This window comes from Leptospira wolffii serovar Khorat str. Khorat-H2 (assembly GCF_000306115.2).
Classification (GTDB): Bacteria; Spirochaetota; Leptospiria; order Leptospirales; family Leptospiraceae; genus Leptospira_B; species Leptospira_B wolffii.
Genome location: NZ_AKWX02000020.1, coordinates 936,696 through 951,699 on the forward strand (window position 1 = coordinate 936,696; position 15,004 = coordinate 951,699).

A 15,004-nucleotide genomic window follows, 5' to 3' on the forward strand; every position below is an offset into this window, starting at 1 on the left:
TGCCCGCTTTCGATTTAAGAATCTCTAATGGGTATCCACTAATTTGAAATGGTAGATATAATGGTCCTGCTTTAAGTAATGGATCACCGAGACCAATTCGTAACCCAGGGCTCCCAGAGGATCGAAGGCCTCTTGGGTCAGAGGTTCCTTGCTTTCCACGATCTTGTATGTGATTTTCTTATGCATAGTGTCAAAGTTGATAAGCTAACATTGGCTAAACGTAAAGTCGAAAATGTAAAACGGGCTTAGACCTTTTTGATTAGTTTTTCGTTTTTGTCTCTTAGATCCGGTTCTTATTATTGCAGATCTGCATGTATCAAACGAGAGGAGAATTACTTTCGTAAATCCGGACCTTTGAGCGGGGGATTGTTCGGGTGGCCTTCAGGGCTCGAGAAGAGCTTGGAACATGAATGGAAACGAGGATTGCGGTCCAATTATACCCTGAAAATTCCCTTGCAAGCCTTCGATTTCCGAGCAACCTGACGTCACAGGCAATATCCTTCCAGGAGCAAGAATGCTGTTCGCTTATGTAAAACTTTTGAGACCCCACCAATGGATCAAAAATATCATCCTTTTTGCGGGCATCATTTTCGGGAAGAAGCTGGGCGATTTAGAATCGGTCGAAAAGGCGATTTACGCTTTTTTCCTTTTTTCCCTAACTGCAAGTTGCCAGTACGTGGTGAACGATTATCTGGATCGGAAAGAGGACGCTCTCCATCCCGAAAAAAAACACAGACCTCTCGCATCCGGAGCGATATCTCCCACGATCGCTTTACTTCTAACGGCCGTTCTGCTTTCCGCGACTTTAATACTTTCCTTTCGCTTGCAACCCGCATTCTTCGCGCTTACGACCGGATACCTTCTTTTTAATTTCGTATATAGTTCTTTTCTGAAGCATATGGTGATTTTGGATGTGATGAGCATCTCCATCGGATTCGTCGTCCGGGCAATCGCGGGTTCCATCGTCGTCGGTGTGAGTTTCTCTTCTTGGTTGCTTCTTTGTACTTTTATGCTGGCTCTGTACTGGGGCTTCGGAAAGAGAAGGGGAGAATTGATCATCCTAGAAGACGGCGGCAAAGGCCATCGCAAGATTTTGGAAGAATACTCGGTCAACTTCCTGGACCTGATGATGGGAATCGTCGCCACCATGACTCTGGTGACTTACGTCATGTATGTAACTAGTCCTACTACCATAGAAAATCTGGGAACCGACAAGATGGTGTATACGATTCCGATAGTGGTGTATGCGATCTTCCGTTCTTTGTATATTATCTATATCAAGAACATGGGCCATAATCCTACGAAAGCGATTCTCACCGACGTAGGTGTCCTTGTGGCGGGATTTTTGTGGCTTTTACTGGTGGTCTGGATCATGTATTCGGGTCCGGGACAAAGTCTTCCCATCCATTTCTAGTTCCAGTCTAATAAAGACATGAATAAGAATCTGAGAACAACGCTGCAATATTCGGGAGCCTTGGCTCTGCTTCTTGCTGCGACGTTTTTTCTGGCTTGGTTTCGTGCGCTGGATACCCAGCCGGTTCTGAGTTTGGACGGTAAGGATTTCCGTAGTCCCATAGGAGCGAAGGCGGATATCAAAGGCAAAACAACCGTCGTATATTTTTGGGCGACTTGGTGCGAGGTCTGCAATACCAATCTTCCTTTGGTAAATTGGTACGCTAGTTTCCTCAAAGATAAGAAAGGATTCGCGTTCATCAGTGTGGAAGAGGGGGATAACGCAGTCGCCTTAAAGGATTATCTGGACAAACAAACGGTAGAGTTTCCGATCCTTCTAGGAAATCCGATGCTTCTACGGGACTGGAGCGTGAGAGGATATCCTACATTCTATATCCTGGACGGAAACGGAAAGGTCCGTTTCGCAGAGGCCGGGATCATGAGCCCTTTCGGTATCTTCCTGCGTCTGTTTTGGGCGAGAATTTTCTGGCCTTAAGTATATCCGAAAGAACTCATTTCCGAATTGAATTCGGGCCTCTCCGATTCCGATATTAAATCAGATGGACTCCTATAAGCCGAAACCCCTCTTAAACAAGTCCGAGCTCCGCCAGATTAAGAGGTCCCGCACGAGGATCGGCGGCCAAAAGGTCATCACGGACGACGTAAAGAAGCTTAAGTCCTTAAGCGTCACTCTGGATCTGCCTCCGGAGGAACTCATAAATTATTATAAGGAACCGATCTGGATAGAATATTATATCCCCAGGGAGTCCCGATTCGCATACGAGGTAAAATATCTTTACGTTAGGCTTATCGATTCGGAGCCTAGACCCGCTCCTCTCGACGGTATACTGAGGGAAGCCGTGCAAAAGGATACGTTCGTGGATCTAATCGAAGTGATGCAAAGGCATCCGGAAAAAGAGAAGTTGATCCGTTCTTCCTACGTGAATCTTTTTCCCTTCTTCGAGTCCATTTCCTCCGGCTATAAGCAGTATATGCAGACCAAGGATCCTTATTATTTGCGGATCCCTCTTTATCATACGGAAACCTTAATGAAAAGAGAACCTTCCCTCGCGACTTTGGAATTTACCGGAAACTTCTCCATACATAATCTGAATTGGCTCGTCCGAAGATTGAACCAGGGAGGAAAGGAATTTTCTCTGGAAGACGAGACGATCTCCATTTTGATCAAGAGAAGAAACCAATACTGGGAAAAAAATAATCTTCCCGAAGACGAGGATTTCGATTTATTCGCTGCTCTTTTCTATGAGCAGGCCTTTCCGAACCGAGGATTGGAGGAAATCGCGGCGGCGGAACTTCTGGAAGAGGAATAAGTTATTCTTCCTACTTTACTCTTCTAACGGAAATTCCGGAGAGAAGAATCGAGTTGCCTCTTAAGAGGCCGGTCGATTATTTTCGACGGTCCTCAATTTTTAGCGGTACTTATAAGTCTAAGACTTACAAGGGGAAAATCTTTGGAAACGAGTGTTACTATTTATTCGGACGTAGTCTGTCCTTGGTGTTATATCGGAAAAAGGAGATTGGAGAAGGCCATCCAATCCTGGGAGTCTCGGCACCCGGAAGACAAGATTCTGGTTAGTTGGAAACCTTTTCAACTGAATCCGGATCTTCCGGAAAAGGGAGAAGATCGCGAATCCCATATGACTAGAAAATTCGGATCCTTGGAAAGGGTCAAAATGATGACCCAAAGGGTCTCCGATATCGCCAAAGAGGACGGATTAGAATTTTCGAATATAGTCCAGGGCCATCAGCCAAATACCCTGATACTTCATGCTCTCATTCGTAAGGCCAGAAATTACGGGAAAGAGGCGCAACTCGCCGAAATATTCTTCCGGAATTTTTTCTCGGATGGAAAGAATCTTTCCGACGATTCCTCGGTTCGAGAAGCCTTAAAGGAAGCGGGAATTCCCGAGACGGAATTGGATTCGGTGAGACAGGACTCGGAACTTCTTTCTAGAATAGAAACGGAAGAGAACGAGGGAAAGATCATGGGCGTGACAGGAGTTCCTTTTTACGTATTTAACGAGAAATACGCGGTTTCCGGGGCCCAAAGTCCGGATCTATTTCTGGAAGTCTTCGAGAAATTAAGAACCGAGGCTTAAAGCCCGCTTTTAACCTTCCGAAGCCGAGGCCTCGGTCCCTCGGCTACTCCCTTCTCCCATCCATAGGAACAATCTACGGATTCGGAATAAGTAAGCCGATTCCGCTCTTTGCAAATTTCCGTCCGGAACGACCGGAAAATCGTAATCCCGAATGTTTCTGGGACTTCCGTTCCAATCGATCGCCTGATAGGGAGAGCTTTTCGGGAGAGAAGTGAGCGCCAGTCTGTCCCTTAGAAAAAGAAGCAGATCCTTGGATTCGAAAAAAGCCTTGGCGATGTCCTTAAGCCCGGTCGCCAAATTCTGATAAACGTTTTCCCGATCGAAATCGATCAGGCAAAAGCTGAGCGGAAAATTCGGATGACCTAACAGTCCTCTTATTTTTGAGCTCAGTTCCCTGGGAGAGAAGGACTCCGAATCGATGAGTAGTACCCCCGGTTTGGTCTCCTTAAGTATATTGGGAAGTCCTAATATATCTTTGCACCAATGAGCGTTGCTGCCGCAGGCCCGCAATAAGGAACGGAATTTCGAGAATAGGCCCGCATCGGACGTTAAAAGAAGCATCTCCGGATGTAAGGGCTTGGAAAATCGGAAGAAGGGAAACTCTTCCAAGGGGAAAAGATTCAGATCGTAAATTCTTGTAGCTCCCGCTCTAATAAACGAATTCCTTTCCTCCGCATCGAAGCGACCCAGGAGACAGACTTCTCTGGACCAATCCTGAGCGGAGAGAATGTCTTGGGGACTCGCATCGATTTTCCAAAGCAAAGTCTCTTTTGAAACGGACGGGAAACCGGAGGAGGTGATCCATTCCGACTGATCGATACCTTTCCACTTGAGTAAGGCGATCAGAAACTCTCGTTCTTCCGAAGTGAGCCTGTGTAAAAGTAAAACGTCGGATAGTAAGTTCATCTCGGATGCCGAGGACGGGTTTTTTCCTTGACCTTGGGGATTTTCGTCCGATCCTAGAATTGGTGCGTTGCGAAAAACCCGCAACTAGAAAGGGGAGTCGGCAAGAAAAACGAGATTCCAAAGCTCTTAAGAGCGAAAGGAAAACTTCTCCCCGTCGGTCCGAAAAAGAGCAAAACCCAGAATGAAGGTCCTTAAAAGATACGCTAACCGAAGACTGTACGACCCTGAAACCAGTAAGACGATTACTTTGGAAGACGTGGCGGAGATGATCATTGCGGGCGACGAAATTCGGGTGATCGATAATATGAGTGGCCAGGACATCACCCCAAAGATCCTGGGCCAGACCTTTCTGAAGGTAAGTCTGGGACAAAGAAACGAAGAATTTTCCAATTATATGCTCTCCGCTCTGATCCGAGAGACCGGCAAGAATATCAGCGCGCTCTTCGGAAGGCTGGTTCTTGGCGGGATCGGTCTCGCTTATCTCACCAAAGAAAAAATGGACAAAATCCTCCAAAGCATGGTGGCTTTGGGAGAGCTTCGCCTCGAAGAAGTGAAGAGTTACAGAGAGGATTTGCTGACCCATTTGGCGACCAGGGCCAGCGAGAACAGCGAACAGATCCAGGAAGACCTGAAAAAACTGGGTCGGGAACTGGAAGAGGGCGGCGAAAAGGAATTGGCGGTGGAAGATCTTTCCGAGAAAATTCGCAGGATCGCCGAAAGAGTCAAGGAAACGGAGCCACTTTAAGCCGAATCCGGTCCCGATCTGTCAAGACGGGGGTTCCAAAATCCGATACTTTAAGCAGGGGGAACCCATGTCAATTTTACGAATCCTTGTCCTTGGAATCATTCTATCTTTCGCAGCTAACCTTTCCGCAAAGGAAATGATTCATGAAAAGCTGGATCAGATGTTTTTCGACCAGATCAAAAAGCTGGAAAGCGGCAATTTGGAAGAAAGAATCCAAGCTGCCGATTATTTGAAATTCGTAACGAGTAAGCTGGCCGTTCGCCCTTTACTCAAGGCCTTAAAGGGAAATCCGAACGTTCCCAAATCGGATGAGAATTCTCCTTCTTTGAAATTCGTAGTAGCTCAGGCGCTCGGCGCCATGGAATCAGATATTTCCGGCTCCGTGATGGTAGAAGAATTCAAGAGAATCTCTCCTGCCGTTCAGGAAAACGATGTTCCTACATTCAGCGCTCCCGAGGGATACAATCTGGTCATCGCCACCGGAGAAATTTTAAGGAATATCGGACTTTTACCTTATGCAAAAGAAAATCAGGACGCGATCATCGCGGCACTGGGACATCCTAATTTTTACGTAAGGGCTTCCGCTGCGGATGGATTAAAGAATTTGAATCGAAAGGATTCCCTTTCCCAACTGAACGCGGCCATCGATAAGGAAAAGAATCCTTTCGCAAAGGTAGCAATTCTGAATGCCATCGTTTATCTGAATCGGATCGCAAACCAGAAATTCTACGATCTTTGCGCCTTTCTGAAGGACGAGTCTCCTCTGGTCCGTTATCGCGCTTCCATCGCGGTCGGAGAAGTGGATCTGAAGGCGGGAGAATTTTCTCTTCGTGAAGCTCTACTCGTGGAGCACGATCCCATGGTCAGAGAGCAGATTAAAAAGGATCTGGCGAATGTGACCGGATTTAAGATGCCGCAAAATAGTCTCCTATTTAGAGACTGATCGAATTACAGTTTCGAAGCGCTTCTATTCGGAGGCGCCGCGAAACATCCTCCATTCTCGTTCCTAGAAATAATCTTCCTTTTTATCTTCCTAAGTTCCTTTAAACTTTCATGATGGATTCTTTCCGACAATTAACCGAAAAGAAAGACAGAAAATTCGCTGAAAGAATTGCCGAAGAGAATTTTCCGGATTCGGACGGACTGCTCGTATCCGCAGTGCTGGATATAGATCAGTACGGAAATCTATACGAACTCGATATTTGGAAAACGGATTTTACTGAACTCAAAGAAATTCCCGACTTCCTTTCGGATTGATTATAGGCAGGCCTACCCCGCGAAGGATCGAGCCGGGGTCCAAAAAATCGCGAAGGCGATTTTTTGACCGGAGGCGAGAGCCTGGCCTGAGCCGATCTATGTGCGATTTATGAATTATCAGGCGTAGGCGAACGGCGCGGCCAAGAGTTATTCTGGAAAATTTGAAAATGAAGTTAAGGAGGCCTGGGAGATACTGGGATCGAACCAGTGACCTCTACCATGTCAAGGTAGCGCTCTAACCAGCTGAGCTAATCCCCCGGTCCTGCCAGTATTTCGTCGATCCGAAGGGCGTAAAGTCTTTTCGATTCGAGCGGTTCTCAATGGGTTTCGTATTCTTCGCCTATGTTTTATTTGGGAAACGGGCCGTAAATCCTAGTTGTTGGAACTCCTACAGATCGAACGCGGAGCGGTTTTTAGGCTGAAATCTTCCTGCATGGCTTTGATTTTTTGCATAACGATTTCAATAAATAGATGATTTTTCTCAAATCCCGCCTGTTTTCCTAGTCGATTTCAAAATCGGCGAGGGTTTTCCGGGATCGGCGGGCAGCTTCTTGGGGAAAGGTTTATAGTAGGCGCTACAAAACCCGAAACAAACAGGGGAGAGAAACATGTCTGCGACTGCTCAGAAGAAAGAAAGGAATTTGAAACCCATTAACGGCGATTCTCCTACGGTCCGTAAAATGGATTTCGAAGGGTTGGATCAACTTTCGGATTTTTATATGGCTGGGAACAATAGCTTCCTGACTCACATCGTGAACGCTTACCACGTTATTTTTCCGGAAGGAGAAAGATTCTTTATTAAAAGCGTGAAGGCCTTTTCGGATCAAGTTCAGGATCCGGCGTTGCAGAATAGCATTAAGGGTTTTATCGGGCAGGAGGTCCAACACGGCAAGGAGCACGAGAAAGCTCTGGCTATGTTGGAGAAACAGGGTCGTCCGGTTTCTCGTATTTTGAAATTCTATGTGAAGACAGCTTACGGATTCATTTTTCCTTTATTCGAATTCCTTTTCGGTAAGAAATTGAAACTTTCGGTGACCGCAGGTTTGGAGCATTATACCGCCTCCATGGGCGAAGTGACTCTTCGTTTTCGTCTCTACGATCAGGCGGAAGGAGAGATGAGGAATCTTCTTCTCTGGCATGCTTGCGAAGAGATAGAGCATAAATCCGTGGCTTACGACGTATTGCAAACAGTCTCCAAGAGTTATTTTCTAAGGATTCTGGGTTTTATCATCGCCTCTTTCACGTTCTGGGGTTATGCGTTCATTCTACAACACATGTTCATCTTTGCCGATCCTAAGATCGGTCTTAAAAAATATTTCCGCGATTTCATTGCGGCGCTTCCTTATCTAGGCTTGCTCTTAGTGGAAGAAGGAAAACTGATACTTCTCTATTTCAAACCGAGTTTCCATCCGAATCAAACAGGCGGTTACGAAATGGCGAACGAAGCCCTGGCTACGATTTAAGGGATTCGTTTCGGTATATTCGGAAGATATAAAGTAAGGGGAATTTTTACATGAGCTCTCAAACGAGAAAAAGAAATCTAAAATCCATAGACGCGAATTCTCCTACGGTTCGCAAAATGGATTTCCAGGGGATGGAGAATCTTCCGGACCATTATATCTCAAATAACGCGTATCTCACGCATACTGTGAACGCGTATCATATTCTTTTTCCGGAAGGGGAAAGGTTCTTCATCAAAAGCGTAAAAGCGTTTGCGGATCGGGTCCAAGATCCCGGTCTTTCTTCCCGGGTGAAATCCTTTATCGGACAGGAAGTCCAACACGGCAAAGAACATGAAAAGATTCTGGAAGTCTTAAAAGGTCAGGGGCGTCCGATCTCCTTCATGGTGAAGGTTTACGAGAAGACCGCTTTCGGTTTCTTTCTTCCTTTATTCGAATTCCTTTTCGGCAAGAAATTAAAGCTCTCCGTTACCGCGGGATTAGAGCATTATACCGCAAGTATGGCGGAGATTTCCATCCGTCATAATCTTCACGAAGACGCTTACGGAGAGATGAGAAATCTTCTTCTTTGGCATGCTTGCGAGGAGATAGAGCATAAGTCCGTGGCTTACGACGTTTTGCAAACGGTCTCCAAAAGCTATTTCCTAAGGATTCTGGGTTTTATCATCGCCTCTTTCATGTTCTGGGGTTATTCCCTGAGTTTCCAACATTGGTTCTTGCTTACGGACAAGAAAGTGGGGATTCGCAAGTATTTCCAAGACTTAAGAGCGTCTAGGGATTACGGAAAGATTCTTTATCCGCAGATTTTCAGAGCGGCACTTTTGTATTTTAAAAAGGATTTTCATCCGGACCAAACCGGAGGATACGAGCTCGCCAACGAGGCGCTCGTAACTATCTAAGCACCCATCCAATCACTTTGCTCCCCGCTACCCGGATCGTTCGAGAAGGGTAGCGGTTTTTTTCTTCAAGGAATGCAGCGATTCTTGTCAACGGTTACGAACCTGAAGTCTTTTCCGTCCGGATGCTGGTGAAATTCGTATCCGTGATTTAAAAGGTTGGCCACGTCGTGAACGAATTCGGCGAATCGGATTTCGTTCTCGAATTTTCGGCAATCTTCTCCTAAATAAAATTCGTCTTTTCCGACTATGAGCTGGATCGAAGAGGGAGGAGTGTGACAAAGGTTTCCGTTTTTAGGATAATGAGTCGGAACATATTTCTCTAGAATTTTCTTATCATATAGGTCTTGGTTGCTGTAATCATCGTATCGCATCGGATCAAATTCTCGGATAAGTTGGCTGGATATCTTTCGGTATTTCTCGCTTTCTTTCGAAGTTGAGTCGAAGCTTAGAGAGTAATTCAAGTATTTCCCTTTTCTTCTTTTTTTAGAGCCGTCCTTCGTTAGGATCTCCCGGAGCCTGAATACGCTTCGGAAAGGAAAGGCGATTTCCGTTATTTTCTCATCCGGATATTTTTTTTGCAGATAGAGTCGGAGATTCTCGTCGATCGGTATATACTTTATATCCGGGATATCGATTTCTAATATATAGTCCAGACAATCCGGATATCCAAGGTTAGGAATCGTTTCGCTTACATAACGATCGTATTTGCGATTTGCGTTGGGCAATGTCAATAATTCCGTTTCGGAGCGGCAGAAAAGGACAAAGGTTAAGGATACGAAAAAAATGCGTTTCATACTAACGGACTATATATCTACGAAATCCATCTCCATTGCCACGCTTTATGAAAAAAATATCCTTTAAATCCTCGGTTATTCTTCTAATATTCTGTCTTTTTACTTCGGGGGAATTATTACCCTGCGCCTCACCCGCGCACGGATACGGGATGAGAAAGGAAGCACTCGTCCTCAGATCTAAGACGATACTGCTTGTTCGAGCTACAAAAATAGGATTCTTGGTCAAAGAAGTTCTTTCCGGCGATCCGGATCTAGTCGACATTTACCTTCCTTCCGGACAGACTATCAAAGGTACCTTGCCCGATATGGTTTTTTCAAGCGATTACTCCAATCATTTCCAGGATCATACGGATCCTGTTTTTTGGAAGGATGCCTTTGGGCAGGAGGATTTAGGACGCTCTCCTTTTCCTTGCTGCGTTTGCGGTCCTTTGCATGAATTTATAGAGGGTCATGATTATCTGCTTTTTCCCGAATATATTGGCGCCATGAAATCTGCGGAAAGAATCCGCTCCAAGGAAGACAAATGGTATCAGTATGTTCTTGAAGCGGTTCGTTCTAAAAAAAACGGCAAATGATATCCTATGATTATTCTTCCACCCACTGCTTGATATAGGGTTGGAGCTTTACCGGATGGAATTCGGTGTACTTGTAATTCGCGTATTTTTGCTGGGAAAAAGGATCGTTTATTAGGATTCCTTGTAGTTCTTCCAAAGAATTCGCTCTAGCGAGAATCAATCCTCCTACTCGAGGTTCTTTCGGACCCGAGAGTAGAAATACTCCTTTGTCGTATTGGATTTGTAGGAATTCCCTATGGGCGGGGACGGTCTTGTCTAGGATTTCGAGTGGGACTGTGTATTCTAATTCTACTAAGAAGAATTTCATAATGCAGTTTGCCGGAAGCCTTCGGGAAATGCAACCGGCAAATGCGTGACTGGGTTAGGTCGTTACAGTATCCAATTCCGGCTCGGATTCGTCCTCGTCGTTGAGAGCTTCCTCGTAGGTCATCCAACGTCCCGTCGCCATGTCCATAAGTTTGCATTTGGATGTGGCTTCGAGGTAGTCTTTCAATAGGGACTTTCTTTCCACTACGTAAGGCCCGTAATGCTCCTTGATTTCTTTCAGGGCGAGAGGGAGTCGATAGAAAGGAATCTTCATATGAACATGGTGAGGAGAATGGATATAGATATTATGTAGGAAGAAATTCATCCAGACCGGGATATGATAATTTACCGTTCCTCTCATTTGTCCGTAAAACGGAGTCCATTCTTCGGATCCTTTCCAAGGAACTTCCGGACGTATGTGATGCACGTAGACGGTGATTCCCATGAAATAATTCCAAGCCAGGAAAGGAATGAGCCAAACTTTCACGAAGAACCAGGCTCCCAGTTGGGAATCGAAACCGGTTCCCGTTTTTCCACCGAAATAAAATACCGCGCCGGCGGATCCGAAAGCGAAAGCGAGCATGAGTAGTTTGTCTCTTAGCGCTTCTTTCATAGGGGCGGTGAATATTACCATCCCTTTTAACCAAACTTCCACCAGATAGTAGATTCCTCCACCTAGGGAAGACCAGGCGAGTCTGTGGAACGCTTTTCTGAATATTCCGAATTTCTTATATTCTTCCGGAGAAACGGGATGCCATACGAAGTCCCCTTTCAGCTTGATCGTATGCCCGTGATGGATGCGATTGTGTCCGTAAGCCCATTGGTTATAGGCGTGTAGGGAAGGCAACATACAGATTTGTCCTATCCAGTAGGACAATCTTTCGCTCTTGAACAGTGCACCGTGAGCCGCGTCATGTCCTACGATGAATAGGGAAGCGATGAGTAATCCGGAACAGAACCATAGAATGGGAAGGTAATACCAGGTCTCCGTATTCCAGAGTAAAACCATGACTCCGGAAAAGATCGCGAGATCCCGTAGGAAATAAAGAATACCCAAGTAAGTCGGGTTTTCGAAGCTTTTATCGGATAAGATTTCCCGGACGCTACCGAGCGTTTCTTTTGGAAGAGAACTTTTTTGCATTTTCTGTCCTTTCGTATTCGGACCTTCGGGCGGAAGGGTCGAATTTGTTTGCAGATCGATAGATCCGATTTCAAAACCGAACATTTGTTGCAGAAAAAATTCCGAAATCCGAAGGACTTTTCTTTTTTTAAAGCCTCTCTTCGAAATGCGCTCTACTTTATGTCTTCCGTTTGCGGTTGCGAATCTTCCATGTTAGGTAAGGGGCTACGAATAGCCATACCAGAATCAACGGCCAGAATTCTCCCTCTGAAACATTATGCGCAAAGTAAAAGTCCTGCATGCTCTTTCCTCCGGAGAGGATCATGGAGAGTTCGAATATTTCGGTTAATAATGCCCAAAGGAATCCGACTCTAAAGGCCTCCTTGGATGAGGAGAATGGCCAAATCTTTGCGATCAGATAAATCGGGATTGCGAGTAGGAGGATTCCCGTAAAAACGGAGATTCTATGAGAATCCGCTTGGGCGAAATATCGTGCGTAAGTCAATTCCCGGATGGTAGCGTTCAGGATCGCGAATACGAAAAGAAGTAACCAACTCAAAGCGTACTTTAACATAGAATCCAACCTGTTGCAGATTTTGCATTTAGACCGGTTCGCATCGAACCGAATCCGACTGCCTAAGCTTGATATTTATCCTTTTCTCCGGAGAGGCACCTCTTTTTGAAAATAGGAGAAGAATAGATCCTCGGCGGTTTCTCTGTTGGAACTTCCTTTTCTTCCTACAATCGCGAGGCAATCCTTTGCCCGGGAAAGGGCCACGTAAAGAATTCTATGTTCCTCTTCGAAAGTTTCCAAGGGAGAATTCTTTCTGATATTCCAACCGTCCGCCAAATCCACGAAGATCGTATGGAATTCCAAACCCTTGGATGCATGTATCGTCATCAATAACTCGATCGGTATTCCCGCTCTTACGTATTCGCGGATTCTGTGATTGGATCTGCAGAGAATCTTTAGATCTCCACCGCTTTGAACATAAGACTTCTCTAAAAAAGGAAATAGATCTTGGATTTTATCGATTCGGATCCTTGAGACGTCCGCGCGACCTTTACGGTGAGCGATCACCTTCTTTTCGATTTTGTTCTTATTCTTGCGTATGGGAATCGATGATATGTCTACGATTTTGGGTAATGAGCGGAAGTTCGTGTTCAGGAATCTTCTGCTGCAATTCGGAAATAGGATCGGAAAATCCAGAAACGGTCGGATATCCGCGCCTCGGAAAGCGTAAATACTTTGGGAATCGTCTCCGACGACCAGAATTCCGCTCCGGTCAGAGAGTAGTTGCAGAAAACGTAATTGTTCGGAATCGGTGTCCTGGAATTCGTCGACTAAAATTCTTTTTAGTAAGCCTCTGGGGATATCCGTCCACGGTTCCTTCTGCTCTAAGGAATCCAGAAAAACCGCGACCAGATCGTCGAAGTCCAGCTTTCCTTCCTTTCTTTTGTAGGAAGAATATTCCTCTTCTAGGCGAATCTTCCATTCTCCTACGAAATTTTCGGGAAGTGCCGAATCTCCGCCTAATAGTTCGTATGGGATTCCTCCGATGATTTCCGGGGATTTTCGGAACCAATCTCGGAAGAATGCATTCTTCTCTTTCGGCAAAACGATCCTTGGTTTTCGAACCTTATATTCGGGATGCCAGGTGCTGATGGCGTACAGACAAAATGCGTGGAATGTATGTACTCTTACGTCGTCCCGGCCCGTTTTCTGTCGGATTCTTTCCCGGATTTCTCCCGCCGCTTTTCTGGTAAAACTCAAGACTAGGATTCCTTCTCCTATAGTGCCTTTCTCGAGTTCTCTTTGCACGACTCCTACGAGAGTAGTCGTCTTTCCAGATCCGGCGGCCGCGATGATTTGTAAGAATCGACTATCGTCTTCGATGATCTCCCTTTGGTCGGAGGTGTATTTAGTTGTGTCCATTCTCCTTTCGATTCCGCAAGAATCGATTTAGATAACGGAATTTTGATTCAAAAACTATGGAATCACTCTCCAGGTTTTCCGTTTTCCTTATCCGCGGGAGTATTCAGGATAAGCGGAAGAGAATCCTTGCCGGTCGGGACCATCAGCAATTTGGTATTCGGGTTTTCGAAGGCTCTCAATTGTATCAGCTGCTTGGTCAGGGCCGCAGCGATCAATTTTTGGGCTTTCGCTTTTGCTTCCGCTTCGATTACCGTGGCCTTTGCTTTCGCCTCGGCGTGTATGACGGTGATTTCGGCATCCTTCTTCGCGATATTGATCTCGAATTTCATCTGTTCCTGTTCCTGCTCTTTGGTCAATTTCCCTTCGATGGCAGTCAGGATAGGTCTACTATATTCGATATCGTCTATGATCACGTCGTCGATCTCTATATGCTTACCTTTCAGTTTCTCTCCCAAGGCCAGTCGTATGTCCTGGGAGACTTTGGGCGTCTCTTTGGATATCCGAATCATGCTATAAGCGGACAAAGCGTTCCTAACGGAGGTCCTGAATTGTGGACGGACCACTTTTTCGTAATAATCGGGTCCGATTTCGATTTGAAGATTGTATATCTGGCTCGCGACTGGCCTTAGGATCACCGCAGCCACCACATTGATCGTAAGATCATCCCGTGTGAGTACATCCACCTTTTCCTTATAGGAAGTCCATTGGGTGGGATAAAGTATAATATCGTTCCATGGTGCGTAGAAGTAGACGGCATTGGTCAACAAATCGCTTTGCAATCCGGACGTTAAGGGATTGTAACGAAGCCCCGCCTCTCCGGGACGTATATTGGTATAGCATCCTACGCCGAAAAGGACTACGAGGATCGCCAAGCTAAGACGGGTCAAAAGTGGTTTTATAAAAGAGGACTGATTCATAAGAAGGTCTCCGGAAGTGCTTCGTTATAATTGGACCGAGTTCGGCTTCCGAACGTTTCCGATATCGTGAGAAACGGAAGATGTCGATCGAAAAACGAATGTACGGATCCTAGGTTTTCCGTTGATTTGGTCTAGGAAGAATGGGTTTGTCTGAATCCGCGGAAAATATGCCTAAAATCCGGACCCGATTTAGGGGTACGGTAAATTCCATCCTCCAGCACCGAAATCCGGAGAGATCCAGAATTCTAATCAACGACATAAGACTTCTCGTTTCCGGTAGGAAGATTTTATACGCTCAGGAATTTTATTATTCCTCCCGTTTTCGCAGATTAAAATTGAAACAGGGAGACCGGGTGGAATTCGACGCAAGGATCCGGCCTGATCGTTTAGGAGTCTCTTCCGGAAAGATACGTTTGAATTATCCTACGAAAATTTACAAATACGGAGTAGAAGGGTCGGGCTTGTTTCCGGAAATAGGAACCGAAGACGTTTGACTTCCCCATTGTCGGTCTAAATC

At 45.7% G+C, this 15,004-nt stretch carries 19 protein-coding genes and 1 tRNA gene; 11 read left to right on the plus strand and 9 right to left on the minus strand.

The genetic code is table 11. The annotated features are described in order from the left end of the window. Positions 1-24: 24 nt before the first annotated feature. Positions 25-186: a hypothetical protein gene (locus tag LEP1GSC061_RS21540; protein ID WP_016546881.1), complete on the minus strand. Its 162-nt coding sequence runs from the start codon at positions 184-186 to the stop codon at positions 25-27. Between the two features lie 328 nt (positions 187-514). Here LEP1GSC061_RS21540 and LEP1GSC061_RS17645 point away from each other — a divergent pair, with 328 nt between their 5' ends. The 4 genes from LEP1GSC061_RS17645 (at position 515) to LEP1GSC061_RS17660 (ending at position 3,572) form a co-directional block, all read left to right on the plus strand. Next, positions 515-1,414 (plus strand): decaprenyl-phosphate phosphoribosyltransferase, encoded by a 900-nt coding sequence (locus tag LEP1GSC061_RS17645; protein ID WP_016546708.1) that lies wholly within the window; start codon positions 515-517, stop codon positions 1,412-1,414. Between the two features lie 18 nt (positions 1,415-1,432). Next, the gene (locus tag LEP1GSC061_RS17650) at positions 1,433-1,948 is read left to right on the plus strand and encodes a TlpA family protein disulfide reductase (RefSeq protein WP_016546097.1); all 516 of its coding nucleotides are present in this window, start codon (positions 1,433-1,435) and stop codon (positions 1,946-1,948) included. Positions 1,949-2,012: 64 nt separating this feature from the next. Continuing rightward, on the plus strand, positions 2,013-2,783 hold the full coding sequence (locus tag LEP1GSC061_RS17655; RefSeq protein ID WP_016546565.1) for a hypothetical protein: 771 nt from the start codon (positions 2,013-2,015) through the stop codon (positions 2,781-2,783). Positions 2,784-2,924: 141 nt separating this feature from the next. Further along, complete coding sequence (locus LEP1GSC061_RS17660) at positions 2,925-3,572, plus strand: DsbA family oxidoreductase (RefSeq protein WP_016546233.1); 648 nt, start codon at positions 2,925-2,927, stop codon at positions 3,570-3,572. Positions 3,573-3,581: 9 nt separating this feature from the next. On the opposite strand, the gene LEP1GSC061_RS17665 is transcribed toward LEP1GSC061_RS17660, so the two are convergent. Then, positions 3,582-4,478, minus strand: coding sequence for a hypothetical protein (locus tag LEP1GSC061_RS17665; protein WP_016546724.1), 897 nt, complete (start codon positions 4,476-4,478; stop codon positions 3,582-3,584). 181 nt (positions 4,479-4,659) lie between these two features. Here LEP1GSC061_RS17665 and LEP1GSC061_RS17675 point away from each other — a divergent pair, with 181 nt between their 5' ends. The 3 genes from LEP1GSC061_RS17675 to LEP1GSC061_RS17685 all read left to right on the plus strand — a co-directional run bounded on the left by LEP1GSC061_RS17675 (position 4,660) and on the right by LEP1GSC061_RS17685 (position 6,480). Continuing rightward, positions 4,660-5,223 carry a polyhydroxyalkanoate synthesis regulator DNA-binding domain-containing protein gene (locus LEP1GSC061_RS17675; protein ID WP_016546844.1) on the plus strand — a complete coding sequence of 188 codons (564 nt, stop codon included), beginning with the start codon at positions 4,660-4,662 and terminating at the stop codon, positions 5,221-5,223. Between the two features lie 67 nt (positions 5,224-5,290). After that, positions 5,291-6,166, plus strand: coding sequence for a HEAT repeat domain-containing protein (locus tag LEP1GSC061_RS17680; protein WP_016546480.1), 876 nt, complete (start codon positions 5,291-5,293; stop codon positions 6,164-6,166). A 110-nt stretch (positions 6,167-6,276) separates the two neighbouring features. After that, positions 6,277-6,480, plus strand: a complete 204-nt coding sequence (locus LEP1GSC061_RS17685; RefSeq protein WP_016546397.1) for a DUF6984 family protein — start codon at positions 6,277-6,279, stop codon at positions 6,478-6,480. A gap of 184 nt (positions 6,481-6,664) precedes the next feature. Here LEP1GSC061_RS17685 and LEP1GSC061_RS17690 read toward each other — a convergent pair. Beyond that, a tRNA-Val gene (locus LEP1GSC061_RS17690) sits at positions 6,665-6,738 on the minus strand. Positions 6,739-7,088: 350 nt separating this feature from the next. Here LEP1GSC061_RS17690 and LEP1GSC061_RS17695 point away from each other — a divergent pair. Continuing rightward, the gene (locus LEP1GSC061_RS17695; protein WP_016546160.1) at positions 7,089-7,943 is read left to right on the plus strand and encodes a metal-dependent hydrolase; all 855 of its coding nucleotides are present in this window, start codon (positions 7,089-7,091) and stop codon (positions 7,941-7,943) included. Between the two features lie 50 nt (positions 7,944-7,993). Then, positions 7,994-8,839: a metal-dependent hydrolase gene (locus LEP1GSC061_RS17700; protein ID WP_016546045.1), complete on the plus strand. Its 846-nt coding sequence runs from the start codon at positions 7,994-7,996 to the stop codon at positions 8,837-8,839. A 65-nt stretch (positions 8,840-8,904) separates the two neighbouring features. Here the strand turns inward: LEP1GSC061_RS17700 and LEP1GSC061_RS17705 are convergent, their stop codons facing one another. Continuing rightward, positions 8,905-9,564: a hypothetical protein gene (locus tag LEP1GSC061_RS17705; RefSeq protein WP_156844576.1), complete on the minus strand. Its 660-nt coding sequence runs from the start codon at positions 9,562-9,564 to the stop codon at positions 8,905-8,907. Positions 9,565-9,782: 218 nt separating this feature from the next. Between LEP1GSC061_RS17705 and LEP1GSC061_RS17710 the strand changes: the two genes are divergently transcribed. Beyond that, on the plus strand, positions 9,783-10,208 hold the full coding sequence (locus LEP1GSC061_RS17710) for a hypothetical protein (RefSeq protein ID WP_156844577.1): 426 nt from the start codon (positions 9,783-9,785) through the stop codon (positions 10,206-10,208). Between the two features lie 10 nt (positions 10,209-10,218). Here LEP1GSC061_RS17710 and LEP1GSC061_RS17715 read toward each other — a convergent pair whose 3' ends face one another. The 5 genes from LEP1GSC061_RS17715 to LEP1GSC061_RS17735 form a co-directional block, all read right to left on the minus strand. Further along, complete coding sequence (locus LEP1GSC061_RS17715; protein WP_016546200.1) at positions 10,219-10,515, minus strand: YciI family protein; 297 nt, start codon at positions 10,513-10,515, stop codon at positions 10,219-10,221. Positions 10,516-10,569: 54 nt separating this feature from the next. Continuing rightward, the gene (locus tag LEP1GSC061_RS17720; RefSeq protein ID WP_040509890.1) at positions 10,570-11,655 is read right to left on the minus strand and encodes a fatty acid desaturase; all 1,086 of its coding nucleotides are present in this window, start codon (positions 11,653-11,655) and stop codon (positions 10,570-10,572) included. A 157-nt stretch (positions 11,656-11,812) separates the two neighbouring features. Next, a complete protein-coding gene (locus LEP1GSC061_RS17725) occupies positions 11,813-12,208 on the minus strand; it encodes a hypothetical protein (protein WP_016546469.1) in 396 nt (131 codons plus the stop codon). A gap of 75 nt (positions 12,209-12,283) precedes the next feature. After that, a complete protein-coding gene (locus tag LEP1GSC061_RS17730) occupies positions 12,284-13,570 on the minus strand; it encodes a UvrD-helicase domain-containing protein (RefSeq protein WP_016546365.1) in 1,287 nt (428 codons plus the stop codon). A gap of 62 nt (positions 13,571-13,632) precedes the next feature. Further along, entirely contained in the window at positions 13,633-14,487 is an 855-nt protein-coding gene (locus LEP1GSC061_RS17735) for a prohibitin family protein (protein ID WP_016546749.1), read from the minus strand. Positions 14,488-14,627: 140 nt separating this feature from the next. Between LEP1GSC061_RS17735 and LEP1GSC061_RS17740 the strand changes: the two genes are divergently transcribed. Then, the gene (locus tag LEP1GSC061_RS17740) at positions 14,628-14,981 is read left to right on the plus strand and encodes a hypothetical protein (protein WP_040509124.1); all 354 of its coding nucleotides are present in this window, start codon (positions 14,628-14,630) and stop codon (positions 14,979-14,981) included. Positions 14,982-15,004 lie beyond the last annotated feature (23 nt).

Excerpts from the sequence above, each read along its gene's own strand:
- LEP1GSC061_RS21540 (WP_016546881.1), bottom strand. The coding sequence starts at position 186 with ATGCATAAGAAAATCACATACAAGATCGTGGAAAGCAAGGAACCTCTG.
- LEP1GSC061_RS17645 (WP_016546708.1), top strand. The coding sequence starts at position 515 with ATGCTGTTCGCTTATGTAAAACTTTTGAGACCCCACCAATGGATCAAA.
- LEP1GSC061_RS17650 (WP_016546097.1), top strand. The coding sequence starts at position 1,433 with ATGAATAAGAATCTGAGAACAACGCTGCAATATTCGGGAGCCTTGGCT.
- LEP1GSC061_RS17655 (WP_016546565.1), top strand. The coding sequence starts at position 2,013 with ATGGACTCCTATAAGCCGAAACCCCTCTTAAACAAGTCCGAGCTCCGC.
- LEP1GSC061_RS17665 (WP_016546724.1), bottom strand. The coding sequence starts at position 4,478 with ATGAACTTACTATCCGACGTTTTACTTTTACACAGGCTCACTTCGGAA.
- LEP1GSC061_RS17675 (WP_016546844.1), top strand. The coding sequence starts at position 4,660 with ATGAAGGTCCTTAAAAGATACGCTAACCGAAGACTGTACGACCCTGAA.
- LEP1GSC061_RS17680 (WP_016546480.1), top strand. The coding sequence starts at position 5,291 with ATGTCAATTTTACGAATCCTTGTCCTTGGAATCATTCTATCTTTCGCA.
- LEP1GSC061_RS17685 (WP_016546397.1), top strand. The coding sequence starts at position 6,277 with ATGATGGATTCTTTCCGACAATTAACCGAAAAGAAAGACAGAAAATTC.
- LEP1GSC061_RS17695 (WP_016546160.1), top strand. The coding sequence starts at position 7,089 with ATGTCTGCGACTGCTCAGAAGAAAGAAAGGAATTTGAAACCCATTAAC.
- LEP1GSC061_RS17700 (WP_016546045.1), top strand. The coding sequence starts at position 7,994 with ATGAGCTCTCAAACGAGAAAAAGAAATCTAAAATCCATAGACGCGAAT.
- LEP1GSC061_RS17710 (WP_156844577.1), top strand. The coding sequence starts at position 9,783 with ATGAGAAAGGAAGCACTCGTCCTCAGATCTAAGACGATACTGCTTGTT.
- LEP1GSC061_RS17715 (WP_016546200.1), bottom strand. The coding sequence starts at position 10,515 with ATGAAATTCTTCTTAGTAGAATTAGAATACACAGTCCCACTCGAAATC.
- LEP1GSC061_RS17720 (WP_040509890.1), bottom strand. The coding sequence starts at position 11,655 with ATGCAAAAAAGTTCTCTTCCAAAAGAAACGCTCGGTAGCGTCCGGGAA.
- LEP1GSC061_RS17725 (WP_016546469.1), bottom strand. The coding sequence starts at position 12,208 with ATGTTAAAGTACGCTTTGAGTTGGTTACTTCTTTTCGTATTCGCGATC.
- LEP1GSC061_RS17730 (WP_016546365.1), bottom strand. The coding sequence starts at position 13,570 with ATGGACACAACTAAATACACCTCCGACCAAAGGGAGATCATCGAAGAC.
- LEP1GSC061_RS17735 (WP_016546749.1), bottom strand. The coding sequence starts at position 14,487 with ATGAATCAGTCCTCTTTTATAAAACCACTTTTGACCCGTCTTAGCTTG.
- LEP1GSC061_RS17740 (WP_040509124.1), top strand. The coding sequence starts at position 14,628 with ATGGGTTTGTCTGAATCCGCGGAAAATATGCCTAAAATCCGGACCCGA.